General features: G+C 42.5%; 26 protein-coding genes and 1 other annotated feature. All 26 genes read left to right on the top strand.

From position 1 onward, the window contains the following. The first annotated feature begins 25 nt into the window (after positions 1-25). The 26 genes from secE (at position 26) to rpsQ (ending at position 22,905) form a co-directional block, all read left to right on the top strand. A complete protein-coding gene (secE, locus tag AC0C66_RS20925) occupies positions 26-205 on the top strand; it encodes a preprotein translocase subunit SecE (protein ID WP_072182892.1) in 180 nt (59 codons plus the stop codon). Between the two features lie 179 nt (positions 206-384). Next, the gene (gene nusG, locus AC0C66_RS20920; protein WP_003225764.1) at positions 385-918 is read left to right on the top strand and encodes a transcription termination/antitermination protein NusG; all 534 of its coding nucleotides are present in this window, start codon (positions 385-387) and stop codon (positions 916-918) included. Positions 919-1,085: 167 nt separating this feature from the next. Next, positions 1,086-1,511 (top strand): 50S ribosomal protein L11, encoded by a 426-nt coding sequence (gene rplK / locus AC0C66_RS20915; RefSeq protein ID WP_003156430.1) that lies wholly within the window; start codon positions 1,086-1,088, stop codon positions 1,509-1,511. A 94-nt stretch (positions 1,512-1,605) separates the two neighbouring features. Beyond that, positions 1,606-2,304, top strand: a complete 699-nt coding sequence (gene rplA / locus AC0C66_RS20910; protein WP_003235040.1) for a 50S ribosomal protein L1 — start codon at positions 1,606-1,608, stop codon at positions 2,302-2,304. A 45-nt stretch (positions 2,305-2,349) separates the two neighbouring features. Continuing rightward, positions 2,350-2,490, top strand: a sequence feature (ribosomal protein L10 leader region). 65 nt (positions 2,491-2,555) lie between these two features. Further along, positions 2,556-3,056: a 50S ribosomal protein L10 gene (gene rplJ, locus AC0C66_RS20905; protein WP_003242020.1), complete on the top strand. Its 501-nt coding sequence runs from the start codon at positions 2,556-2,558 to the stop codon at positions 3,054-3,056. 45 nt (positions 3,057-3,101) lie between these two features. Beyond that, positions 3,102-3,473, top strand: coding sequence for a 50S ribosomal protein L7/L12 (gene rplL, locus AC0C66_RS20900; protein WP_003156436.1), 372 nt, complete (start codon positions 3,102-3,104; stop codon positions 3,471-3,473). Between the two features lie 89 nt (positions 3,474-3,562). Further along, on the top strand, positions 3,563-4,168 hold the full coding sequence (locus AC0C66_RS20895) for a class I SAM-dependent methyltransferase (protein WP_472973702.1): 606 nt from the start codon (positions 3,563-3,565) through the stop codon (positions 4,166-4,168). A gap of 246 nt (positions 4,169-4,414) precedes the next feature. Further along, on the top strand, positions 4,415-7,996 hold the full coding sequence (gene rpoB / locus AC0C66_RS20890) for a DNA-directed RNA polymerase subunit beta (protein WP_472973701.1): 3,582 nt from the start codon (positions 4,415-4,417) through the stop codon (positions 7,994-7,996). A gap of 61 nt (positions 7,997-8,057) precedes the next feature. After that, positions 8,058-11,657, top strand: coding sequence for a DNA-directed RNA polymerase subunit beta' (gene rpoC / locus AC0C66_RS20885; RefSeq protein WP_014112343.1), 3,600 nt, complete (start codon positions 8,058-8,060; stop codon positions 11,655-11,657). Between the two features lie 175 nt (positions 11,658-11,832). Beyond that, positions 11,833-12,081, top strand: coding sequence for a 50S ribosomal protein L7ae-like protein (locus AC0C66_RS20880; protein WP_003225778.1), 249 nt, complete (start codon positions 11,833-11,835; stop codon positions 12,079-12,081). Positions 12,082-12,194: 113 nt separating this feature from the next. Further along, the gene (gene rpsL / locus AC0C66_RS20875; RefSeq protein ID WP_003225781.1) at positions 12,195-12,611 is read left to right on the top strand and encodes a 30S ribosomal protein S12; all 417 of its coding nucleotides are present in this window, start codon (positions 12,195-12,197) and stop codon (positions 12,609-12,611) included. Positions 12,612-12,652: 41 nt separating this feature from the next. Then, a complete protein-coding gene (gene rpsG, locus AC0C66_RS20870; RefSeq protein ID WP_003225784.1) occupies positions 12,653-13,123 on the top strand; it encodes a 30S ribosomal protein S7 in 471 nt (156 codons plus the stop codon). A 52-nt stretch (positions 13,124-13,175) separates the two neighbouring features. Next, on the top strand, positions 13,176-15,254 hold the full coding sequence (gene fusA, locus AC0C66_RS20865; protein WP_041520830.1) for an elongation factor G: 2,079 nt from the start codon (positions 13,176-13,178) through the stop codon (positions 15,252-15,254). A 119-nt stretch (positions 15,255-15,373) separates the two neighbouring features. Then, positions 15,374-16,564 (top strand): elongation factor Tu, encoded by a 1,191-nt coding sequence (gene tuf, locus AC0C66_RS20860; RefSeq protein ID WP_003225787.1) that lies wholly within the window; start codon positions 15,374-15,376, stop codon positions 16,562-16,564. Between the two features lie 100 nt (positions 16,565-16,664). Beyond that, entirely contained in the window at positions 16,665-17,621 is a 957-nt protein-coding gene (locus tag AC0C66_RS20855) for an alpha/beta fold hydrolase (protein WP_072182895.1), read from the top strand. Between the two features lie 237 nt (positions 17,622-17,858). Continuing rightward, on the top strand, positions 17,859-18,167 hold the full coding sequence (gene rpsJ, locus AC0C66_RS20850) for a 30S ribosomal protein S10 (protein WP_003156464.1): 309 nt from the start codon (positions 17,859-17,861) through the stop codon (positions 18,165-18,167). 39 nt (positions 18,168-18,206) lie between these two features. Then, positions 18,207-18,836, top strand: coding sequence for a 50S ribosomal protein L3 (gene rplC / locus AC0C66_RS20845; protein ID WP_003225791.1), 630 nt, complete (start codon positions 18,207-18,209; stop codon positions 18,834-18,836). A 27-nt stretch (positions 18,837-18,863) separates the two neighbouring features. Beyond that, positions 18,864-19,487, top strand: a complete 624-nt coding sequence (gene rplD, locus AC0C66_RS20840; RefSeq protein ID WP_003225792.1) for a 50S ribosomal protein L4 — start codon at positions 18,864-18,866, stop codon at positions 19,485-19,487. Next, complete coding sequence (gene rplW / locus AC0C66_RS20835; protein ID WP_003225793.1) at positions 19,487-19,774, top strand: 50S ribosomal protein L23; 288 nt, start codon at positions 19,487-19,489, stop codon at positions 19,772-19,774. Before rplD ends, rplW begins: the two co-directional genes overlap by 1 nt. A gap of 31 nt (positions 19,775-19,805) precedes the next feature. Continuing rightward, entirely contained in the window at positions 19,806-20,639 is an 834-nt protein-coding gene (gene rplB, locus AC0C66_RS20830; RefSeq protein WP_003225795.1) for a 50S ribosomal protein L2, read from the top strand. Between the two features lie 57 nt (positions 20,640-20,696). Beyond that, positions 20,697-20,975 (top strand): 30S ribosomal protein S19, encoded by a 279-nt coding sequence (gene rpsS, locus AC0C66_RS20825; protein WP_003156472.1) that lies wholly within the window; start codon positions 20,697-20,699, stop codon positions 20,973-20,975. A gap of 16 nt (positions 20,976-20,991) precedes the next feature. After that, a complete protein-coding gene (gene rplV / locus AC0C66_RS20820) occupies positions 20,992-21,333 on the top strand; it encodes a 50S ribosomal protein L22 (protein ID WP_003156475.1) in 342 nt (113 codons plus the stop codon). Between the two features lie 3 nt (positions 21,334-21,336). After that, positions 21,337-21,993 carry a 30S ribosomal protein S3 gene (gene rpsC, locus AC0C66_RS20815; RefSeq protein ID WP_003242001.1) on the top strand — a complete coding sequence of 219 codons (657 nt, stop codon included), beginning with the start codon at positions 21,337-21,339 and terminating at the stop codon, positions 21,991-21,993. A gap of 1 nt (position 21,994) precedes the next feature. Beyond that, positions 21,995-22,429, top strand: coding sequence for a 50S ribosomal protein L16 (gene rplP / locus AC0C66_RS20810; protein ID WP_003225801.1), 435 nt, complete (start codon positions 21,995-21,997; stop codon positions 22,427-22,429). Next, positions 22,419-22,619, top strand: a complete 201-nt coding sequence (rpmC, locus tag AC0C66_RS20805) for a 50S ribosomal protein L29 (RefSeq protein ID WP_003156482.1) — start codon at positions 22,419-22,421, stop codon at positions 22,617-22,619. The genes rplP and rpmC overlap by 11 nt, the downstream gene beginning before the upstream one ends. Before the next feature lie 22 nt (positions 22,620-22,641). Then, a complete protein-coding gene (rpsQ, locus tag AC0C66_RS20800) occupies positions 22,642-22,905 on the top strand; it encodes a 30S ribosomal protein S17 (RefSeq protein WP_003225804.1) in 264 nt (87 codons plus the stop codon). Positions 22,906-22,935 lie beyond the last annotated feature (30 nt).

The raw sequence follows: 22,935 nt of genomic DNA, 5'->3' as shown, positions 1-22,935 counted from the left end.
CTTTTAAATTGTGGAGGTCTTTTACATGCGTATTATGAAATTCTTTAAAGATGTTGGGAAAGAAATGAAAAAGGTAAGCTGGCCTAAAGGAAAAGAGTTAACGCGTTATACCATTACGGTGATTTCAACAGTTATCTTTTTTATTATCTTTTTTGCCCTCCTTGACACAGGAATTTCTCAATTAATTCGTTTAATAGTTGAATAATGATCAGCAATACGTGCTATAATAGATCATAATATCACTTGCCAAAACCCGTTCAGCGGGTTTTTTATTGTGGCTTAAAATGAAAGTTATCATAGGTTTGCCGCCTATTTTTTGAAGCGTTATGGTCATTCACTAAAAACCAAATGCGGGGAGGGAAGGACTGGAGAGTCCTGAAGAGAATGGAAAAGAATTGGTATGTTGTTCACACGTACTCTGGTTATGAGAATAAAGTAAAAGCCAACTTGGAAAAACGTGTTGAATCAATGGGGATGCAGGATAAAATTTTCCGTGTAGTCGTACCTGAAGAAGAAGAAACGGATATCAAAAACGGCAAGAAAAAAGTCGTGAAAAAGAAAGTATTCCCTGGTTATGTGCTTGTTGAAATTGTAATGACAGACGACTCTTGGTATGTTGTCCGCAACACGCCAGGCGTTACTGGATTCGTAGGATCTGCCGGCTCTGGCTCAAAACCGACGCCGCTGCTTCCGGGCGAAGCGGAAACCATTCTGAAGAGAATGGGCATGGACGAACGCAAAACGGACATTGACTTTGAACTGAAAGAGACAGTGAAAGTGATAGACGGGCCTTTTGCCAACTTTACTGGATCAATTGAAGAGATTGATTATGATAAAAGCAAGGTCAAAGTTTTCGTTAATATGTTCGGCCGTGAAACGCCGGTTGAGCTGGAATTTACCCAAATCGATAAATTGTAATGTGAAAAAACTTGAAATTGCTATATATAAATGATAATATAGCAAAGGTACGTCTTGGACTTATCCAAGGCAACTAGCTTGATATTTCGTCATTCATATAAAGAATGAAACCTTGAGTGGGAGGGTCTACCCTATTACCACATCACGGACTTAAGGAGGTGTGTCTCGTGGCTAAAAAAGTAGTAAAAGTTGTAAAATTGCAAATTCCTGCTGGAAAAGCTAACCCAGCACCACCAGTTGGACCTGCACTTGGTCAAGCCGGTGTTAACATCATGGGATTCTGTAAGGAGTTTAACGCTCGTACAGCTGACCAAGCTGGTTTAATCATTCCTGTTGAAATTTCGGTTTACGAAGACCGTTCATTTACATTTATTACAAAAACTCCGCCTGCTGCAGTATTGCTTAAAAAAGCAGCTGGAATTGAGTCTGGTTCTGGTGAACCAAACCGTAATAAAGTGGCAACTGTTAAGCGCGATAAAGTACGCGAAATCGCTGAAACGAAAATGCCTGACTTAAACGCAGCAGACGTTGAAGCGGCAATGCGCATGGTTGAAGGTACTGCCCGCAGTATGGGTATTGTAATCGAGGATTAATTTGTTTCTTGTCGGGTTGCGAGTTTTAACAAGTTCGCAACCCTTATTCGTGGGAGGTTATTCCGCTATAACCACATAAGGAGGAAATTTTAAAATGGCTAAAAAAGGTAAAAAGTACGTTGAAGCTGCTAAGCTTGTAGATCGTTCAAAAGCTTACGACGTTTCTGAAGCAGTAGCTCTCGTTAAAAAAACAAACACAGCTAAATTCGACGCTACAGTTGAAGTGGCTTTCCGTCTAGGGGTTGACCCTCGTAAAAACGACCAGCAAATCCGTGGAGCAGTCGTGCTTCCAAACGGAACTGGTAAAACTCAGCGCGTTCTCGTTTTCGCAAAAGGCGAAAAAGCGAAAGAAGCTGAAGCTGCTGGTGCAGATTTCGTTGGCGATACTGACTACATCAACAAAATTCAACAAGGCTGGTTCGATTTCGATGTAATCGTAGCTACACCTGACATGATGGGTGAAGTTGGTAAAATCGGTCGTGTACTTGGACCAAAAGGTTTAATGCCAAACCCTAAAACTGGTACAGTTACTTTCGAAGTTGAAAAAGCTATCGGCGAAATCAAAGCTGGTAAAGTTGAATACCGTGTTGATAAAGCTGGAAACATTCATGTTCCTATCGGTAAAGTTTCTTTCGAGGATGAAAAACTTGTTGAGAACTTCACAACAATGTATGATACAATCCTGAAAGCTAAACCTGCTGCAGCAAAAGGCGTTTACGTGAAAAACGTTGCTGTAACTTCTACTATGGGACCTGGTGTCAAAGTAGACTCTTCAACTTTTAACGTAAAATAATATTGACACGACATCAACATTCTGATATGATTCAAAATGTTGTAAAATAGAATATCATTTATACCGTAGACAGTAGGGGCCTAACCGCTTAATGATCCTACCGAGGTGTATATTATCACAGCTATTACGTTACGTATGCTTGTATATACAGCCTCCATGTCTCATGGAGGCTTTTTATATGGAATCCGTCGTCTCAGTCGTGATCACCTAACGGTATAAGTGTTACACAAGAATCTACAGGAGGTGTAACCATGAGCAGCGCAATTGAAACAAAAAAAGTTGTTGTTGAAGAAATTGCTTCTAAACTGAAAGAAAGTAAATCAACGATCATCGTTGACTATCGCGGACTTAACGTTTCTGAAGTAACAGAACTTCGTAAACAGCTTCGCGAAGCTAACGTTGAGTTCAAAGTTTACAAAAATACGATGACTCGCCGTGCGGTTGAACAAGCTGAGCTTAATGGTTTGAATGATTTCTTAACTGGACCGAACGCGATCGCATTCAGCACTGAAGATGTTGTCGCTCCGGCTAAAGTTCTTAATGAGTTCGCTAAAAACCACGAAGCTCTTGAAATCAAAGCTGGCGTTATCGAAGGTAAAGTTTCTACTGTTGAAGAAGTGAAAGCTCTTGCTGAACTTCCATCACGCGAAGGCTTGCTTTCTATGTTGCTTAGCGTACTTCAAGCTCCAGTTCGCAACTTTGCTCTTGCTGCAAAAGCTGTGGCAGAACAAAAGGAAGAACAAGGCGCTTAATCTAATCAGTTTTTCATAAATTAAAACAAAATGGAGGAATTACAAATGGCTTTAAATATCGAAGAAATCATTGCTTCCGTTAAAGAAGCAACTGTACTTGAATTGAACGACCTAGTAAAAGCAATCGAAGAAGAATTTGGCGTAACTGCTGCTGCTCCTGTAGCTGTAGCTGGCGGAGCTGCTGCAGGCGGAGCTGCTGAAGAGCAAAGCGAATTCGACCTTATCCTTGCTGGTGCAGGTTCTCAAAAAATCAAAGTTATCAAAGTTGTACGTGAAATCACTGGTCTTGGCTTGAAAGAAGCTAAAGAACTTGTTGACAACACTCCAAAACCACTTAAAGAAGGTATTGCTAAAGAAGAAGCTGAAGAGCTTAAAGCTAAACTTGAAGAAGTTGGCGCTTCTGTAGAAGTTAAGTAATCTTCACTTACCTGTAGGGGAAGCTCGCTTTTATGAGGCGAGCTTTTTCTTTGCCATTCTTTAAGACATGACAAAAGGAGGTTCTAATAATGAGTGAGCACTATTATTCAGAAAAACCTTCAGTAAAAAGCAACAAGCAAACCTGGTCTTTTAGGCTTCGTAAGAAAGATTTCACGTTTACAAGCGACAGCGGGGTTTTTTCTAAAAAGGAAGTTGATTTCGGATCCCGTCTGCTGATTGATTCTTTTGAAGAGCCAGAAGTTGAGGGCAGCATTCTGGATGTAGGCTGCGGGTATGGCCCGATTGGTCTATCAGTGGCCAGCGACTTTAAAGACCGGACCATCCACATGATTGACGTTAATGAGAGAGCTGTAGAGCTATCAAATGAAAATGCGGAACAAAACGGAATAACAAACGTTAAGATTTATCAGAGTGATATGTTTTCAAACGTTGATTCTGCCCAAACATTTGCTTCTATTCTTACAAATCCCCCAATCCGAGCCGGAAAAAAAGTTGTCCATGCTATCTTTGAGAAAAGCGCTGAACACTTAAAAGCTTCAGGTGAGTTGTGGATCGTCATACAGAAAAAGCAAGGCGCGCCTTCTGCCATTGAAAAGCTCGAGGAACTGTTCGATGAAGTTTCTGTCGTTCAAAAAAAGAAAGGCTATTATATCATAAAAGCAAAAAAAGTTTGACTCGGTATTTTAGCTATGTTAATATTATAAAATGCCAATGTATATATTTTGCTTGATATGATGAATTGTCAATGTCTATGTATAAATTATACAAGTATGGAAATGCTAATAAAATCGGTATTTGTTTTTGGATGTGGTTTTCTTAATTAGAAACCCTTTTTTCTTTTGTCTTGTAAAAGTATTTTCTTTCTATGAAAAGAAATGCTTATTACACATATAATACGCATGATTTGAGGGGTGAATCAGTTGACAGGTCAACTAGTTCAGTATGGACGACACCGCCAGCGCAGAAGCTATGCTCGCATTAGCGAAGTGTTAGAATTACCAAATCTCATTGAAATTCAAACCTCTTCTTATCAGTGGTTTCTTGATGAGGGTCTTAGAGAGATGTTTCAAGACATATCGCCAATTGAGGATTTCACTGGTAACCTCTCTCTTGAGTTCATTGATTATAGTTTAGGTGATCCTAAATATCCTGTAGAGGAATCAAAAGAACGTGATGTGACTTACTCAGCTCCGCTAAGAGTGAAGGTTCGTTTAATTAACAAAGAAACTGGAGAGGTAAAAGACCAAGATGTCTTCATGGGTGATTTCCCGATTATGACAGATACAGGTACTTTTATCATTAACGGTGCGGAACGCGTTATCGTTTCCCAGCTTGTTCGGTCTCCAAGTGTATATTTCAGTGGTAAAGTAGACAAGAACGGTAAAAAAGGTTTTACCGCAACTGTCATTCCAAACCGTGGCGCATGGTTAGAATACGAAACTGATGCGAAAGATGTTGTTTATGTCCGCATTGATCGCACACGTAAGTTGCCGGTTACGGTTCTTTTGCGTGCTCTCGGCTTCGGTTCCGATCAAGAGATTCTTGATCTCGTAGGAGAGAACGAATACCTGCGAAATACGCTTGATAAAGATAACACGGAAAACAGCGACAAAGCGCTGCTTGAAATTTACGAACGTCTCCGTCCTGGAGAGCCGCCTACAGTAGAAAATGCGAAAAGCTTGCTTGATTCTCGTTTCTTTGATCCGAAACGATACGATCTTGCCAATGTAGGACGCTATAAAATTAATAAAAAACTTCATATTAAGAATCGCCTCTTTAATCAGAGACTTGCTGAAACGCTTGTTGACCCTGAAACAGGAGAAATCCTGGCTGAAAAAGGTCAGATTCTTGATAGAAGAACACTAGATAAAGTACTGCCATACTTAGAAAACGGAATCGGTTTCAGAAAGCTGTATCCGAATGGCGGTGTTGTTGAAGATGAAGTAACTCTTCAATCGATTAAAATCTTTGCTCCGACTGATCAAGAAGGAGAACAGGTTATTAATGTAATCGGCAATGCTTACATTGAAGAAGAGATTAAAAACATTACGCCTGCTGATATTATTTCTTCCATCAGCTACTTCTTCAACTTGCTGCACGGAGTAGGCGACACAGATGATATCGATCATCTTGGAAACCGCCGTTTGCGTTCTGTAGGTGAGCTTCTCCAAAACCAATTCCGTATCGGTTTAAGCCGTATGGAGCGTGTGGTTCGTGAGAGAATGTCAATTCAAGATACGAATACAATTACACCTCAGCAGCTGATCAATATTCGTCCTGTTATTGCGTCCATTAAAGAGTTCTTTGGAAGCTCTCAGCTTTCTCAATTCATGGACCAGACGAACCCGCTTGCTGAATTAACGCATAAGCGCCGTCTGTCAGCATTAGGACCGGGCGGATTGACACGTGAGCGTGCCGGAATGGAAGTACGTGACGTTCACTACTCCCACTATGGCCGTATGTGTCCGATTGAAACACCTGAGGGTCCGAATATCGGTTTGATCAACTCACTTTCATCATATGCAAAAGTAAACCGTTTTGGCTTTATCGAAACGCCATATCGCCGCGTTGACCCTGAAACAGGGAAGGTAACGGGCAGAATCGATTACTTAACTGCTGATGAAGAGGATAACTATGTTGTCGCTCAAGCGAACGCTCGTCTTGATGACGAAGGCGCATTTATTGATGACAGCATCGTAGCCCGTTTCCGCGGGGAGAACACCGTTGTTTCCAGAAACCGTGTAGACTACATGGACGTATCGCCTAAGCAGGTTGTTTCTGCTGCGACAGCATGTATCCCGTTCCTAGAAAACGATGACTCCAACCGTGCCCTCATGGGAGCGAACATGCAGCGTCAGGCTGTGCCTTTGATGCAGCCGGAAGCGCCATTCGTTGGAACTGGTATGGAATACGTATCAGGTAAAGACTCTGGTGCCGCTGTTATTTGTAAACACTCTGGTATCGTTGAACGCGTAGAAGCGAAAAACGTATGGGTTCGCCGTTATGAAGAAGTCGACGGTCAAAAAGTAAAAGGAAACCTGGATAAATACAGCCTGCTGAAATTTGTCCGCTCTAACCAAGGTACGTGCTACAACCAGCGTCCGATCGTAAGTGTCGGCGATGAAGTGGTAAAAGGAGAAATCCTTGCTGACGGTCCTTCTATGGAGCTTGGTGAACTTGCACTTGGCCGTAACGTAATGGTCGGCTTCATGACATGGGATGGCTACAACTATGAGGATGCCATCATCATGAGTGAACGCCTTGTGAAGGATGATGTTTATACATCTATCCATATCGAAGAATACGAATCAGAAGCACGTGATACGAAACTTGGACCTGAAGAAATCACTCGCGATATTCCAAACGTCGGTGAAGATGCGCTTCGCAATCTTGATGACCGCGGAATCATCCGTATTGGGGCAGAAGTAAAAGACGGAGATCTTCTTGTTGGTAAAGTAACGCCTAAAGGCGTAACTGAACTGACTGCTGAAGAACGCCTGCTTCACGCCATCTTTGGTGAAAAAGCCCGCGAGGTTCGTGATACTTCACTTCGTGTGCCTCACGGCGGCGGTGGAATTATCCATGACGTTAAAGTCTTCAACCGTGAAGATGGAGACGAACTTCCTCCAGGTGTTAACCAGTTGGTACGCGTATATATCGTTCAGAAACGTAAGATTTCTGAAGGGGATAAAATGGCCGGTCGTCACGGTAACAAAGGTGTTATCTCTAAGATTCTTCCTGAAGAGGATATGCCTTACCTTCCTGACGGCACACCAATTGATATCATGCTTAACCCGCTGGGCGTACCATCACGTATGAACATCGGGCAGGTATTGGAGCTTCATATGGGTATGGCCGCTCGTTACCTCGGCATTCACATTGCATCTCCTGTATTTGATGGAGCGCGAGAAGAGGATGTTTGGGAAACACTTGAAGAAGCCGGCATGTCTCGTGACGCCAAAACTGTGCTTTACGACGGACGTACTGGAGAGCCATTTGATAACCGCGTATCTGTCGGTATCATGTACATGATCAAACTGGCTCACATGGTTGACGATAAACTTCATGCACGTTCTACAGGTCCTTACTCACTTGTTACGCAGCAGCCTCTTGGCGGTAAAGCGCAATTTGGAGGACAGCGTTTCGGTGAGATGGAGGTATGGGCACTTGAAGCTTACGGTGCGGCTTACACTCTTCAAGAAATTCTGACTGTGAAGTCTGATGACGTGGTTGGACGTGTGAAAACATACGAAGCCATCGTTAAAGGTGACAATGTTCCTGAACCGGGTGTTCCGGAATCATTCAAAGTATTAATCAAAGAACTTCAAAGCTTAGGTATGGATGTCAAAATCCTTTCTGGTGATGAAGAAGAAATAGAAATGAGAGATTTAGAAGACGAAGAAGATGCGAAACAAGCTGACGGCCTGGCATTATCAGGTGATGAAGAGCCGCAAGAAACAGCATCTGCAGACGTTGAACGAGATGTAGTAACGAAAGAATAATCTCTAGTTATAAAGGCAAGTGACATCGGTTAATCCGAAGATAAAAAGGGAGGTAGGCCCCTTGCTAGATGTGAACAATTTTGAGTATATGAACATCGGTCTTGCTTCACCGGATAAAATCCGTTCATGGTCTTTTGGTGAAGTGAAAAAGCCTGAAACGATAAACTATCGTACGTTAAAACCTGAAAAGGACGGTCTATTCTGCGAACGCATTTTCGGACCGACTAAGGACTGGGAATGTCATTGCGGGAAGTACAAGCGAGTTCGTTATAAAGGCGTAGTTTGTGACCGCTGCGGAGTCGAAGTAACACGGGCAAAAGTCCGTCGTGAGAGAATGGGGCACATTGAACTGGCTGCCCCAGTTTCCCACATTTGGTATTTCAAAGGTATTCCAAGCCGTATGGGTCTTGTGCTGGATATGTCACCTCGTGCTTTAGAAGAAGTCATTTACTTTGCTTCTTACGTTGTAACTGATCCGGCAAACACACCGCTTGAAAAGAAACAGCTTCTGTCTGAAAAAGAATACCGTGCTTATCTTGATAAATACGGTAATAAGTTCCAAGCGTCTATGGGTGCAGAAGCGATTCATAAACTTCTTCAAGATATCGATCTTGTAAAAGAAGTTGATATGTTAAAAGAAGAGCTAAAAACTTCACAAGGACAGCGCCGTACTCGTGCGATCAAACGTCTTGAAGTTTTAGAAGCCTTCCGTAACTCAGGAAACAAGCCTTCTTGGATGATCCTTGATGTGCTTCCTGTTATTCCTCCTGAGCTTAGACCGATGGTTCAGCTAGATGGCGGACGTTTTGCGACTTCTGATTTGAATGATCTTTATCGTCGTGTCATCAACCGTAACAATCGTTTGAAACGCCTTTTGGACCTTGGTGCGCCTAGCATCATTGTTCAAAACGAAAAGCGTATGCTTCAAGAGGCTGTCGATGCTTTAATTGACAACGGCCGCCGCGGACGTCCTGTAACAGGTCCTGGTAACAGACCGTTAAAATCTCTTTCTCACATGTTGAAAGGGAAGCAAGGCCGTTTCCGTCAAAACCTTCTTGGTAAACGTGTCGATTACTCCGGACGTTCTGTAATCGTTGTTGGTCCTCATTTGAAAATGTACCAATGCGGATTACCGAAGGAAATGGCGCTTGAACTTTTCAAACCTTTCGTTATGAAGGAGCTTGTTGAAAAAGGTCTTGCTCACAACATTAAGAGTGCGAAACGTAAAATTGAGCGCGTACAGCCTGAAGTATGGGATGTACTGGAATCAGTTATTAAGGAGCATCCGGTACTTCTGAACCGTGCCCCTACACTTCACAGATTAGGTATCCAAGCGTTTGAACCAACACTTGTTGAAGGACGCGCAATCCGTCTTCACCCGCTCGTATGTACAGCTTACAACGCTGACTTTGACGGTGACCAAATGGCGGTTCACGTACCATTATCTGCTGAAGCTCAAGCTGAAGCACGCATCTTGATGCTTGCTGCTCAAAACATCTTGAACCCTAAAGATGGTAAACCGGTTGTAACACCGTCTCAGGATATGGTACTGGGTAACTATTACCTGACACTTGAGCGTGCCGGTGCTGTCGGTGAAGGTATGGTCTTCAAGAATACAGACGAAGCGCTTCTTGCTTATCAAAACGGATATGTGCATCTTCATACGAGAGTAGCTGTTGCAGCTAACTCCCTTAAGAATGTGACATTTACCGAAGAACAGCGCTCAAAATTGTTAATTACAACTGTTGGTAAGCTTGTCTTCAATGAAATTCTTCCGGAATCATTCCCTTACATGAATGAACCAACGAAGAGCAACATTGAAGAGAAAACACCTGACCGTTTCTTCTTAGAAAAAGGTGCCGATGTAAAAGCTGTCATTGAACAGCAGCCAATCAATGCACCGTTTAAAAAAGGTATTCTGGGTAAAATCATCGCGGAAATCTTTAAACGATTCCATATCACGGAAACGTCTAAAATGCTTGACCGCATGAAAAACCTAGGTTTCAAATATTCAACAAAAGCTGGTATTACAGTTGGGGTTTCTGACATCGTCGTACTCGATGATAAACAAGAAATTCTTGAGGAAGCGCAAAGCAAAGTTGATAACGTCATGAAGCAATTCCGACGTGGTCTAATCACTGAAGAAGAACGCTATGAGAGAGTTATCTCTATCTGGAGTGCTGCAAAAGACGTTATCCAAGGCAAACTGATGAAATCACTTGATGAGCTCAACCCGATCTACATGATGAGTGACTCCGGTGCCCGTGGTAACGCGTCTAACTTTACGCAGCTTGCCGGAATGCGCGGCCTGATGGCCAACCCGGCTGGACGTATCATTGAATTACCGATCAAATCAAGTTTCCGTGAAGGTCTGACAGTATTGGAGTACTTTATCTCCACTCACGGTGCGCGTAAAGGTCTTGCCGATACCGCCCTTAAAACTGCTGATTCAGGTTACCTTACACGCCGTCTCGTTGACGTTGCGCAGGATGTTATCATCCGTGAAACTGATTGCGGAACTGACCGAGGCATCCTTGCTAAGCCTCTTAAAGAAGGAACTGAAACAATTGAGCGCTTAGAAGAACGCTTAATCGGCCGTTTTGCACGAAAACAAGTGAAGCACCCTGAAACAGGTGAAGTGCTTGTAAATGAAAACGAACTGATCGATGAAGATAAAGCACTGGAGATTGTAGAAGCCGGTATTGAAGAAGTGTGGATCCGTTCTGCCTTCACATGTAATACGCCTCATGGTGTATGTAAACGATGCTATGGCCGAAATCTTGCAACTGGCTCCGATGTTGAAGTCGGTGAAGCAGTCGGTATCATTGCTGCCCAATCAATCGGTGAGCCTGGTACACAGTTAACAATGCGTACATTCCATACAGGCGGGGTTGCCGGAGACGATATCACACAGGGTCTTCCGCGTATCCAAGAGCTTTTCGAAGCGCGTAATCCGAAAGGTCAGGCAACAATTACAGAAATCGACGGTACAGTCGTTGAGATCAATGAAGTTCGTGATAAGCAACAGGAAATTGTGGTTCAAGGCGCAGTGGAAACACGTTCTTATACGGCACCTTATAACTCCCGCCTGAAAGTAGCGGAAGGAGATAAAATTACTCGAGGCCAAGTACTGACAGAAGGTTCAATCGATCCGAAAGAGCTTCTTAAAGTGACTGACCTGACTACTGTTCAAGAGTATCTTCTCCATGAGGTTCAAAAGGTTTACCGTATGCAGGGTGTTGAAATCGGTGATAAACACGTAGAAGTAATGGTTCGCCAGATGCTTCGCAAAGTCCGCGTAATTGACGCCGGTGACACTGATGTACTTCCAGGTACATTGCTTGATATTCACCAATTTACTGAAGCGAACAAAAAGGTATTGCTTGAAGGCAATCGTCCTGCTACAGGCCGTCCTGTCTTGCTCGGTATTACAAAAGCATCTCTTGAAACTGATTCATTCTTATCTGCTGCTTCCTTCCAGGAAACAACACGTGTCCTTACAGACGCAGCGATCAAAGGTAAGCGTGATGAGCTTCTTGGCTTGAAAGAGAATGTTATCATCGGTAAGCTTGTTCCAGCTGGTACAGGTATGATGCAATACCGTAAAGTAAAACCAGTTTCAAATGTTCAGCCGACTGAAGACATGGTTCCGGTTGAATAACTGATTTAATGTTGCTGAAAGACTGCCCAAACAGTCTTTCAGCAATATTTAATAAAAAATCACTCTATGAGAAGAACAAAACTAAAAAATGTCATACCTTGTTGACATTCGTCTCCTAGAATGATAATATAACCAAGGTGCTCGAAATAAACCTGTTACTTTGGAGGATATGTTTATGTCTTATGATAAAGTATCACAGGCCAAATCAATTATTATTGGTACGAAGCAAACAGTGAAAGCTCTAAAACGAGGTTCAGTAAAGGAAGTAGTCGTTGCAAAAGACGCAGATCCGATACTCACGTCAAGTGTTGTTTCACTTGCGGAAGATCAAGGTATCTCTGTCTCAATGGTTGAATCCATGAAAAAGCTCGGCAAAGCCTGCGGAATTGAGGTAGGAGCAGCCGCTGTTGCCATTATTTTATAACGTACTTTTGTTTTTGCGTAAGAATTATTCTTGTGTGAAGACATTGTTTTTTGCCTTTTGATGAACCACCTGGGTATGTGGGTTATAAAACGTAATGAAGGGAGGAAAAATTCATGCCTACAATTAATCAGCTAATTCGCAAAGGACGCGTGAGTAAAGTAGAAAACTCAAAGTCTCCTGCACTTAACAAAGGATACAACAGCTTTAAAAAAGAGCACACTAACGTATCTTCTCCACAAAAACGCGGGGTATGTACTCGTGTTGGTACAATGACACCGAAAAAACCGAACTCAGCACTTCGTAAATATGCTCGTGTTCGTTTAACTAACGGAATCGAGGTTACTGCTTACATTCCTGGTATCGGTCACAACCTGCAAGAGCACAGTGTTGTACTTATCCGTGGCGGACGTGTAAAAGACTTACCAGGGGTACGTTACCACATCGTTCGTGGTGCGCTTGACACTGCTGGAGTTGAAAACCGTGCACAAGGCCGTTCTAAATACGGTACGAAAAAGCCTAAAGCAAAATAATAAACGAAAATACGCATAATTGATGAAGGGAGGATATTCAGATGCCACGTAAAGGTCCTGTAGCAAAAAGAGACGTTTTACCTGATCCGATTTACAACTCTAAGCTTGTATCTCGTCTAATCAACAAAATGATGATCGATGGTAAAAAAGGTAAGTCTCAAACAATCCTATACAAGTCATTCGATATCATTAAAGAACGTACTGGCAATGATGCAATGGAGGTTTTCGAACAAGCATTGAAAAACATCATGCCTGTACTTGAAGTAAAAGCACGCCGTGTAGGTGGTGCGAACTACCAAGTTCCTGTAGAAGTTCGTCCTGAACGTCGTACGACTCTTGGGCTTCGCTGGTTAGTAAACTACGCTCGTCTTCGCGGAGAAAAAACGATGGAAGAGCGTTTAGCTAATGAAATCCTTGACGCAGCTAACAACACTGGTGCTGCTGTTAAGAAACGTGAAGATACTCATAAGATGGCTGAAGCAAACAAAGCATTTGCTCACTATCGTTGGTAGGATTTATATACTAAAAAACACAATTTCCCAATAAGGAAGGAGAAATTACCCAATGGCAAGAGAGTTCTCCTTAGACAAAACTCGTAATATCGGGATCATGGCTCACATTGATGCCGGTAAAACGACTACTACAGAACGTATCTTGTTCTATACTGGTCGTATCCACAAAATTGGTGAAACTCATGAAGGAGCTTCACAAATGGACTGGATGGAGCAGGAACAAGAACGTGGTATCACAATCACTTCCGCTGCGACAACTGCACAGTGGAAAGGATACCGCGTAAACATCATCGATACTCCAGGACACGTAGACTTCACAGTTGAAGTTGAACGTTCTCTTCGTGTACTTGATGGTGCTGTTGCTGTACTTGACGCGCAATCAGGCGTTGAGCCTCAAACAGAAACTGTTTGGCGTCAGGCAACAACTTACGGAGTACCGCGTATCGTTTTTGTTAATAAAATGGACAAAATCGGTGCAGACTTCCTTTACTCTGTAGGAACTTTAAGAGACCGTCTTCAAGCAAACGCTCATGCAATTCAATTGCCGATCGGTGCTGAAGACAACTTCGAAGGTATCATCGACCTTGTAGAAAACGTTGCGTATTTCTACGAAGATGACCTCGGAACTCGTTCTGATGCGAAAGAAATCCCTGAAGAGTACAAAGAGCAAGCTGAAGAGCTTCGCAACAGCCTCATTGAAGCTGTTTGTGAGCTTGATGAAGAGCTTATGGATAAATACCTTGAGGGTGAAGAAATCACTATTGACGAGTTAAAAGCAGGTATCCGTAAAGGTACATTAAATGTTGAATTCTACCCTGTTCTTGTTGGTTCTGCCTTCAAAAACAAAGGTGTTCAACTAGTACTTGATGCTGTTCTTGACTACCTTCCTGCACCAACTGACGTTGCTGCAATCAAAGGTACACGTCCTGACACAAATGAAGAGATTGAGCGCCATTCTTCTGATGAAGAGCCATTCTCTGCATTAGCATTTAAAGTTATGACTGACCCTTACGTTGGTAAGTTGACGTTCTTCCGTGTGTACTCTGGAACTCTTGATTCCGGTTCATACGTGAAAAACTCTACTAAAGGCAAACGTGAGCGTGTTGGACGTATCCTTCAAATGCACGCTAACAGCCGTGAAGAAATTGCTACTGTATACGCAGGGGATATCGCAGCTGCTGTAGGTCTAAAAGATACAACAACTGGAGATACTCTTTGTGATGAGAAGGATCTTGTTATCCTTGAATCAATGGAATTCCCAGAACCAGTTATCGACGTTGCTATTGAGCCTAAATCAAAAGCTGACCAAGATAAAATGGGTATCGCTTTAGCGAAACTTGCTGAAGAAGATCCTACATTCCGTACTCAAACAAACCCAGAAACTGGCCAAACGATCATCTCTGGTATGGGTGAACTTCACCTTGATATCATTGTTGACCGTATGAAACGCGAATTTAAAGTAGAAGCCAATGTTGGTGCTCCTCAGGTTGCGTACCGTGAAACATTCCGTACCGGTGCAAAAGTTGAAGGTAAATTCGTACGTCAGTCTGGTGGACGCGGTCAGTTCGGACACGTTTGGATCGAATTCGAACCAAACGAAGAAGGCGCTGGCTTTGAATTTGAAAATGCGATTGTCGGTGGGGTAGTTCCACGTGAATACATCCCAGCTGTTCAAGCAGGTCTGGAAGATGCACTTGAAAATGGTGTACTAGCAGGCTTCCCGCTTATCGACATTAAAGCAAAACTTTTCGATGGTTCTTACCATGATGTTGACTCAAACGAAATGGCATTTAAAGTTGCTGCTTCTATGGCATTGAAAAATGCAGTCAGCAAATGTAACCCAGTTCTTCTTGAACCTATCATGAAAGTAGAAGTGGTTATTCCAGAAGAATACATGGGAGATATCATGGGTGATATTACTTCACGTCGCGGACGCGTAGAAGGTATGGAAGCACGCGGTAACGCTCAAGTTGTTCGCGCTATGGTTCCTCTTGCTGAAATGTTCGGTTACGCTACTGCACTTCGTTCTAATACGCAAGGTCGCGGTACGTTCACTATGTTCATGGATCACTACGAAGAAGTGCCGAAGAGCGTTTCTGAAGAAATTATCAAAAAAAATAAAGGCGAATAATTGATTTTGCCTCTTAACTCAAGTATAACTACTATTGTAAGATGAGGAAGTGAAAGCTTTCTTTCACTTCCTATCACTCTATACATTACTAATTAAAAGCTCTTAAGGAGGATTTTAGAATGGCTAAAGAAAAATTCGACCGTTCCAAATCACATGCCAATATTGGTACAATTGGACACGTTGACCATGGTAAAACAACTTTAACTGCTGCTATCACAACAGTACTTCATAAGAAATCTGGTAAAGGTACAGCTATGGCGTACGATCAAATTGATGGTGCACCAGAAGAACGCGAGCGCGGTATCACAATCTCTACTGCACACGTTGAGTACGAAACTGAAACTCGTCACTATGCACACGTTGACTGCCCAGGACACGCTGACTATGTTAAAAACATGATCACTGGTGCTGCGCAAATGGACGGAGCTATCCTTGTAGTATCTGCTGCTGATGGCCCAATGCCACAAACTCGTGAGCACATCCTTCTTTCTAAAAACGTTGGTGTACCATACATCGTTGTATTCTTAAACAAATGCGACATGGTAGACGACGAAGAGCTTCTTGAACTAGTTGAAATGGAAGTTCGCGATCTTCTTAGCGAATACGATTTCCCTGGTGATGATGTACCAGTAATCAAAGGTTCTGCTCTTAAAGCTCTTGAAGGTGACGCTGATTACGAAGCAAAAATCTTCGAACTTATGGATGCGGTTGATGAGTACATCCCAACTCCAGAGCGTGACACTGAAAAACCATTCATGATGCCAGTTGAGGACGTATTCTCAATCACTGGTCGTGGTACAGTTGCAACTGGACGTGTAGAACGCGGACAAGTTAAAGTCGGTGACGAAGTTGAAATCATCGGTCTTCAAGAAGAAAACAAGAAAACAACTGTTACAGGTGTTGAAATGTTCCGTAAGCTTCTTGATTACGCTGAAGCTGGTGACAACATTGGTGCCCTTCTTCGTGGTGTATCTCGTGAAGAAATCCAACGTGGTCAAGTACTTGCTAAACCAGGTACAATCACTCCACACAGCAAATTCAAAGCTGAAGTTTACGTTCTTTCTAAAGAAGAGGGTGGACGTCATACTCCATTCTTCTCTAACTACCGTCCTCAGTTCTACTTCCGTACAACTGACGTAACTGGTATCATCCATCTTCCAGAAGGCGTAGAAATGGTTATGCCTGGAGATAACACTGAAATGAACGTAGAACTTATCTCTACAATCGCTATCGAAGAAGGAACTCGTTTCTCTATTCGTGAAGGCGGACGTACTGTTGGTTCAGGCGTTGTTTCTACAATCACTGAGTAATAGTATGATTATAAACGAGACCCACTGTGGGTCTCGTTTTTTGTTTGCATATCTTTTTCTTGTATAATAGGATGTATCATATTCGAGGGGCTAATTTTTTATGATTCCTGAAAAGAGATCAATCGCTATCATGAAAGAACTGAGCATTGAAAATACAAAGCAAATGCTGATGATTAATGGGTCTGATGTAAAAAATCCGTTGCTGCTTTTTTTACATGGGGGGCCGGGGACGCCACAAATCGGATATGTTAGACATTATCAAAAAGACCTAGAACAGCATTTCACGGTAGTACATTGGGATCAAAGGGGTTCTGGGCTTTCGTATTCAAAACGAATTCCTCATCACTCCATGACAATCAGTCATTTCATTAAAGACACAATTCAAGTAACTCAATGGCTCCTAGATCATTTTTCAAAAACAAAAGTATATCTTGCCGGTCATTCGTGGGGCTCACTGCTGGCACTTCAAGTACTGCAACAGCGTCCGGATTTGTTTTACGCGTATTTTGGAATCAGTCAGGTTGTTAACCCTCACTATGAAGAATCAGCTTCTTATCAATATATACGTAAAATCTCAGATGCAAAAAGAGCCGGTATAGTATTCCCTCTCATACGTTTCCTTGGCGCTCCGCCTTGGAAGAAGGATATCCAGCATTTTATCTATCGGTTCTGTGTCGAAATGAGCAGGGGAGGATTCACTCACCATCATCGTCAATCCTTTGCTGTATTATTTCAAATGCTTACCGGTAAGGAATATGGAATAAGAAATATGCACAGCTTCCTCAATGGTTTGCACTTCAGTAAAAAACATTTAACTGATGAGTTGTACCGTTTTAATGCATTTAGATCAGTTCCTTCTATTAAAGTACCGTGCTTTTTTATTTCGGGGAGATATGATTTAATTGTTCCTGCTGAAATATCGAAACAATATTATCATGAGCTTGTAGCACCTGAAAAGCGCTGGTTTCAATTTGAGAAATCCGCTCACACCCCGCATATCGAGGAGCCGTCATTATTCGCGGATACACTGAGCCGCCACGCGCTGTACCACTTATGATAGGTCCTTGATAAATGAGAAAAACACCTGTATAATAAAAAAAGTGTGCAAACCATGCATATTTTAAATAAGTCTTGCAACATGCGTCTATTTTCTGTATAATGGTGTATGTTGGTCTTTGACTGCGATGAAGTGAGAGGTTGCTGACACACCCGGCCGCTTTGCCATGGCAAAGGTGTTCAGGTTTTTCTCACGGAGAACTGTCTAACTTGATGTAGGCGAAAAGGAGGGAAAATAATGGCAAAACAAAAAATTCGTATTCGTTTGAAAGCATATGATCATAGAATCCTTGATCAATCTGCAGAGAAGATTGTTGAAACGGCAAAACGTTCTGGTGCTAGTGTATCTGGTCCGATTCCGTTACCAACTGAAAAATCAGTTTACACAATCCTTCGTGCGGTGCACAAATACAAAGATTCTCGTGAGCAATTTGAAATGCGTACACATAAACGTTTAATCGATATTGTGAACCCAACACCACAAACTGTTGATGCTCTCATGCGATTAGACTTACCATCTGGTGTCGATATCGAAATCAAACTTTAATTCTAAAATATAGAATGATCTTAATAGGAGGTGTGACGAATGACCAAAGGAATCTTAGGAAGAAAAATTGGTATGACGCAAGTATTCGCTGAAAATGGTGATCTTATTCCGGTAACTGTTATCGAGGCTGCTCCAAACGTTGTTCTTCAAAAGAAATCAACTGAAAACGACGGTTACGAAGCAATCCAGCTTGGTTTTGACGACAAGCGTGAAAAGCTTTCTAACAAACCTGAAAAAGGGCACGTTGCAAAAGCGGAAACTGCTCCTAAGCGCTTCGTTAAAGAATTACGCGGAGTGGAAATGGATGCGTATGAAGTTGGTCAGGAAGTCAAGGTTGAAATTTTCTCTGCTGGAGAAATCGTAGATGTAACAGGAGTATCTAAAGGTAAAGGTTTCCAAGGTGCAATCAAGCGCCACGGACAATCTCGCGGACCTATGTCTCACGGTTCACGCTACCACCGTCGTCCTGGTTCAATGGGACCTGTAGATCCTAACCGTGTATTCAAAGGTAAATTATTACCTGGACGTATGGGCGGAGAGCAAATCACTGTTCAAAACCTTGAAATCGTAAAAGTTGATGCAGAACGTAATCTTCTTTTGATCAAAGGTAACGTACCTGGTGCGAAGAAATCTTTAATCACTGTTAAAAGTGCTGTTAAATCTAAATAACTCTCTTAGGAAAGGAGGAAATTGATCATGCCAAAAGTAGCATTATACAACCAAAACGGTTCTACTGCTGGTGACATCGAATTAAACGCTTCTGTATTTGGTATCGAGCCAAATGAGAGTGTTGTATTCGACGCTATTCTTATGCAAAGAGCTTCCTTACGTCAAGGAACTCATAAAGTAAAAAATCGTTCTGAAGTACGCGGCGGAGGTCGTAAACCATGGCGTCAAAAAGGTACTGGACGTGCCCGTCAAGGTTCTATCCGTTCACCGCAATGGCGCGGAGGTGGTGTCGTATTCGGCCCAACACCACGCAGCTATTCTTATAAATTACCTAAAAAAGTTCGCCGCTTGGCAATCAAATCAGTATTGTCTTCTAAAGTAAACGACAACAACATCATCGTTCTTGAAGATCTTACTCTTGATACGGCTAAAACAAAAGAAATGGCAGCTATCCTTAAAGGATTATCTGTTGAGAAAAAAGCTTTAATCGTAACTGCGGATGCTAACGAAGCAGTGGCTTTATCTGCTCGCAACATTCCTGGAGTTACTGTAGTTGAAGCTAACGGAATCAACGTTTTAGACGTTGTCAACCACGAGAAGCTTCTGATTACAAAAGCAGCGGTTGAAAAAGTAGAGGAGGTGCTTGCATAATGAAAGATCCTCGTGATGTTCTAAAGCGCCCCGTCATTACTGAACGTTCTGCTGATTTAATGGCTGAAAAGAAATATACTTTTGAAGTTGATGTAAGAGCTAACAAAACAGAAGTGAAAGACGCGGTTGAAAGCATCTTTGGAGTGAAAGTTGACAAAGTCAACATCATGAACTACAAAGGCAAATCAAAACGTGTTGGACGCTACACTGGTATGACTAGCCGTCGCAGAAAAGCGATAGTAAAACTTACTGCAGACAGCAAAGAAATCGAAATTTTTGAAGCTTAATTATCTGTAAAAAGAAGGAGGGAAATTCAAAATGGCGATTAAAAAGTATAAACCGACCTCTAATGGACGTCGTGGTATGACAACTTCAGATTTTGCTGAAATCACGACTGACAAGCCGGAAAAATCCTTGCTTGCTCCCCTTCACAAAAAAGGCGGACGTAACAACCAAGGTAAACTGACTGTACGTCACCAAGGTGGCGGACATAAACGCCAATACCGTGTTATCGACTTCAAACGCGATAAAGATGGTATACCTGGACGCGTTGCTACAGTTGAATACGATCCAAACCGTTCAGCTAACATCGCTCTAATCAACTATGCAGACGGAGAAAAACGTTACATTCTTGCTCCTAAAGGAATTCAAGTGGGTACTGAAATTATGTCAGGTCCTGAAGCTGACATTAAAGTAGGTAATGCACTTCCACTTATCAACATCCCTGTTGGTACAGTTGTGCATAACATTGAATTAAAACCTGGTAAAGGCGGACAGCTTGTACGTTCAGCTGGTACATCTGCTCAGGTTCTTGGTAAAGAAGGTAAATACGTTCTTGTACGTCTTAACTCTGGAGAAGTTCGCATGATTCTTTCTGCTTGCCGTGCTTCTATCGGCCAAGTAGGTAACGAACAGCACGAACTTATCAACATCGGTAAAGCCGGACGTTCTCGCTGGAAAGGCATCCGTCCTACAGTTCGTGGTTCTGTAATGAACCCTAACGATCACCCACACGGTGGTGGTGAAGGACGTGCGCCAATCGGACGTAAATCACCAATGTCTCCATGGGGCAAACCGACTCTTGGATTCAAGACTCGTAAGAAAAAGAACAAATCCGATAAATTTATCGTACGTCGTCGTAAAAATAAATAACGGGGTTGTCTACGGTTCACTTCGGACCGTAGTGCAATCACGAAGGGAGGTTCCAAAATGGCTCGCAGCTTGAAAAAAGGACCATTTGTCGATGGACACTTGATGACAAAAATCGAGAAATTAAATGAAACAGACAAGAAACAAGTCGTAAAAACTTGGTCTCGTCGTTCTACTATTTTCCCACAGTTTATTGGTCACACAATCGCAGTCTATGACGGACGTAAACACGTGCCTGTATTCATCTCTGAAGATATGGTAGGGCATAAGTTGGGTGAATTCGCTCCAACTCGTACGTACAAAGGTCATGCTAGTGATGACAAAAAAACAAGACGCTAAGAGAGGAGGCTTTTAAATGCAAGCTAAAGCTGTTGCAAGAACAGTCCGTATTGCTCCTCGTAAAGCACGTCTAGTAATGGACCTGATTCGAGGCAAGCAAGTAGGTGAGGCAGTATCAATCTTGAACCTTACACCAAGAGCTGCTTCTCCAATTATCGAAAAAGTATTAAAATCCGCTATTGCAAATGCTGAGCATAACTATGAAATGGACGCTAACAACCTGGTTATTTCTCAAGCATTCGTTGACGAAGGCCCTACGTTAAAAAGATTCCGCCCACGTGCTATGGGACGTGCGAGCCAAATCAACAAACGTACGAGCCACATTACAATCGTTGTATCAGAAAAGAAGGAGGGATAAGTAGTGGGTCAAAAGGTAAATCCAGTCGGTCTTCGTATCGGAGTCATTCGTGATTGGGAATCTAAGTGGTACGCTGGTAAAGATTACGCTGACTTCCTGCACGAAGATTTAAAAATTCGTGAATACATTAGCAAACGCCTTTCTGACGCTTCTGTTTCTAAAGTGGAAATCGAGCGTGCAGCAAATCGCGTTAACATTACGATCCACACAGCTAAGCCTGGTATGGTTATCGGTAAAGGCGGTTCTGAAGTTGAAGCACTTCGTAAAGCCCTTAACAGCCTTACTGGCAAGCGTGTACACATTAACATTCTTGAAATCAAAAGAGCAGATCTTGATGCACAGCTAGTTGCTGACAACATCGCTCGTCAATTAGAAAACCGTGTTTCTTTCCGCCGTGCACAGAAACAACAAATCCAACGTACTATGCGTGCTGGAGCACAAGGCGTGAAAACAATGGTTTCTGGTCGTCTTGGCGGTGCAGATATCGCTCGTTCTGAATACTACAGTGAAGGAACTGTTCCATTGCACACATTACGTGCGGACATTGACTATGCAACATCTGAAGCTGACACTACTTACGGTAAGCTTGGTGTGAAAGTCTGGATCTATCGTGGAGAGGTTCTTCCTACTAAGAAGAAAACTGAGGAAGGAGGAAAATAATATGTTATTACCAAAACGCGTTAAATATCGCAGAGAGCATCGCGGAAAAATGCGTGGCCGTGCGAAAGGCGGTACTGAAGTACATTTCGGTGAATTCGGTATCCAAGCTCTTGAAGCTTCTTGGATCACTAACCGTCAAATCGAAGCTGCACGTATTGCGATGACTCGTTACATGAAACGTGGCGGTAAAGTTTGGATCAAAATTTTCCCTTCTAAACCTTACACTGCTAAACCACTTGAGGTACGTATGGGATCCGGTAAAGGGGCTCCAGAAGGTTGGGTAGCTGTTGTAAAACCGGGCAAAGTTTTATTTGAAATTTCTGGTGTATCTGAAGAGGTTGCTCGTGAAGCACTTCGTCTTGCATCTCACAAATTGCCAATTAAAACGAAGTTCGTAAAACGTGAAGAAATTGGTGGTGAATCAAATGAAAGCTAATGAAATTCGTGACCTTACCACTGCTGAAATTGAACAAAAAGTAAAGTCTCTTAAAGAAGAACTTTTCAATCTTCGCTTTCAATTAGCGACAGGACAACTTGAAAATACTGCTCGCATTCGTGAAGTGCGCAAAGCTATCGCGCGCATGAAAACTGTGATTCGTGAAAGAGAAATTGCTGCTAATAAATAATCACTGAGGGGAGGTCGTGAGCATGAGCGAACGTAACCAGCGCAAAGTTTACCAAGGCCGTGTTGTTTCTGACAAAATGGATAAAACCATCACTGTTGTTGTTGAAACATACAAAAAACATACACTTTACGGTAAACGCGTAAAATACTCAAAAAAATTCAAAGCACATGATGAAAATAATCAAGCTAAAATTGGCGACATCGTAAAGATCATGGAAACTCGTCCATTGTCTGCAACTAAGCGTTTCCGTCTAGTTGAAGTTGTCGAAGAAGCTGTTATTATCTAATAAAGTTCGGAATTCTTTTTCCGAAGGGAG

It is taken from the genome of Bacillus sp. VA13 (assembly GCF_055710085.1).
Note: the sequence above shows the minus strand (reverse complement) of the source record. Positions and strands in the feature narration are given on the sequence as shown.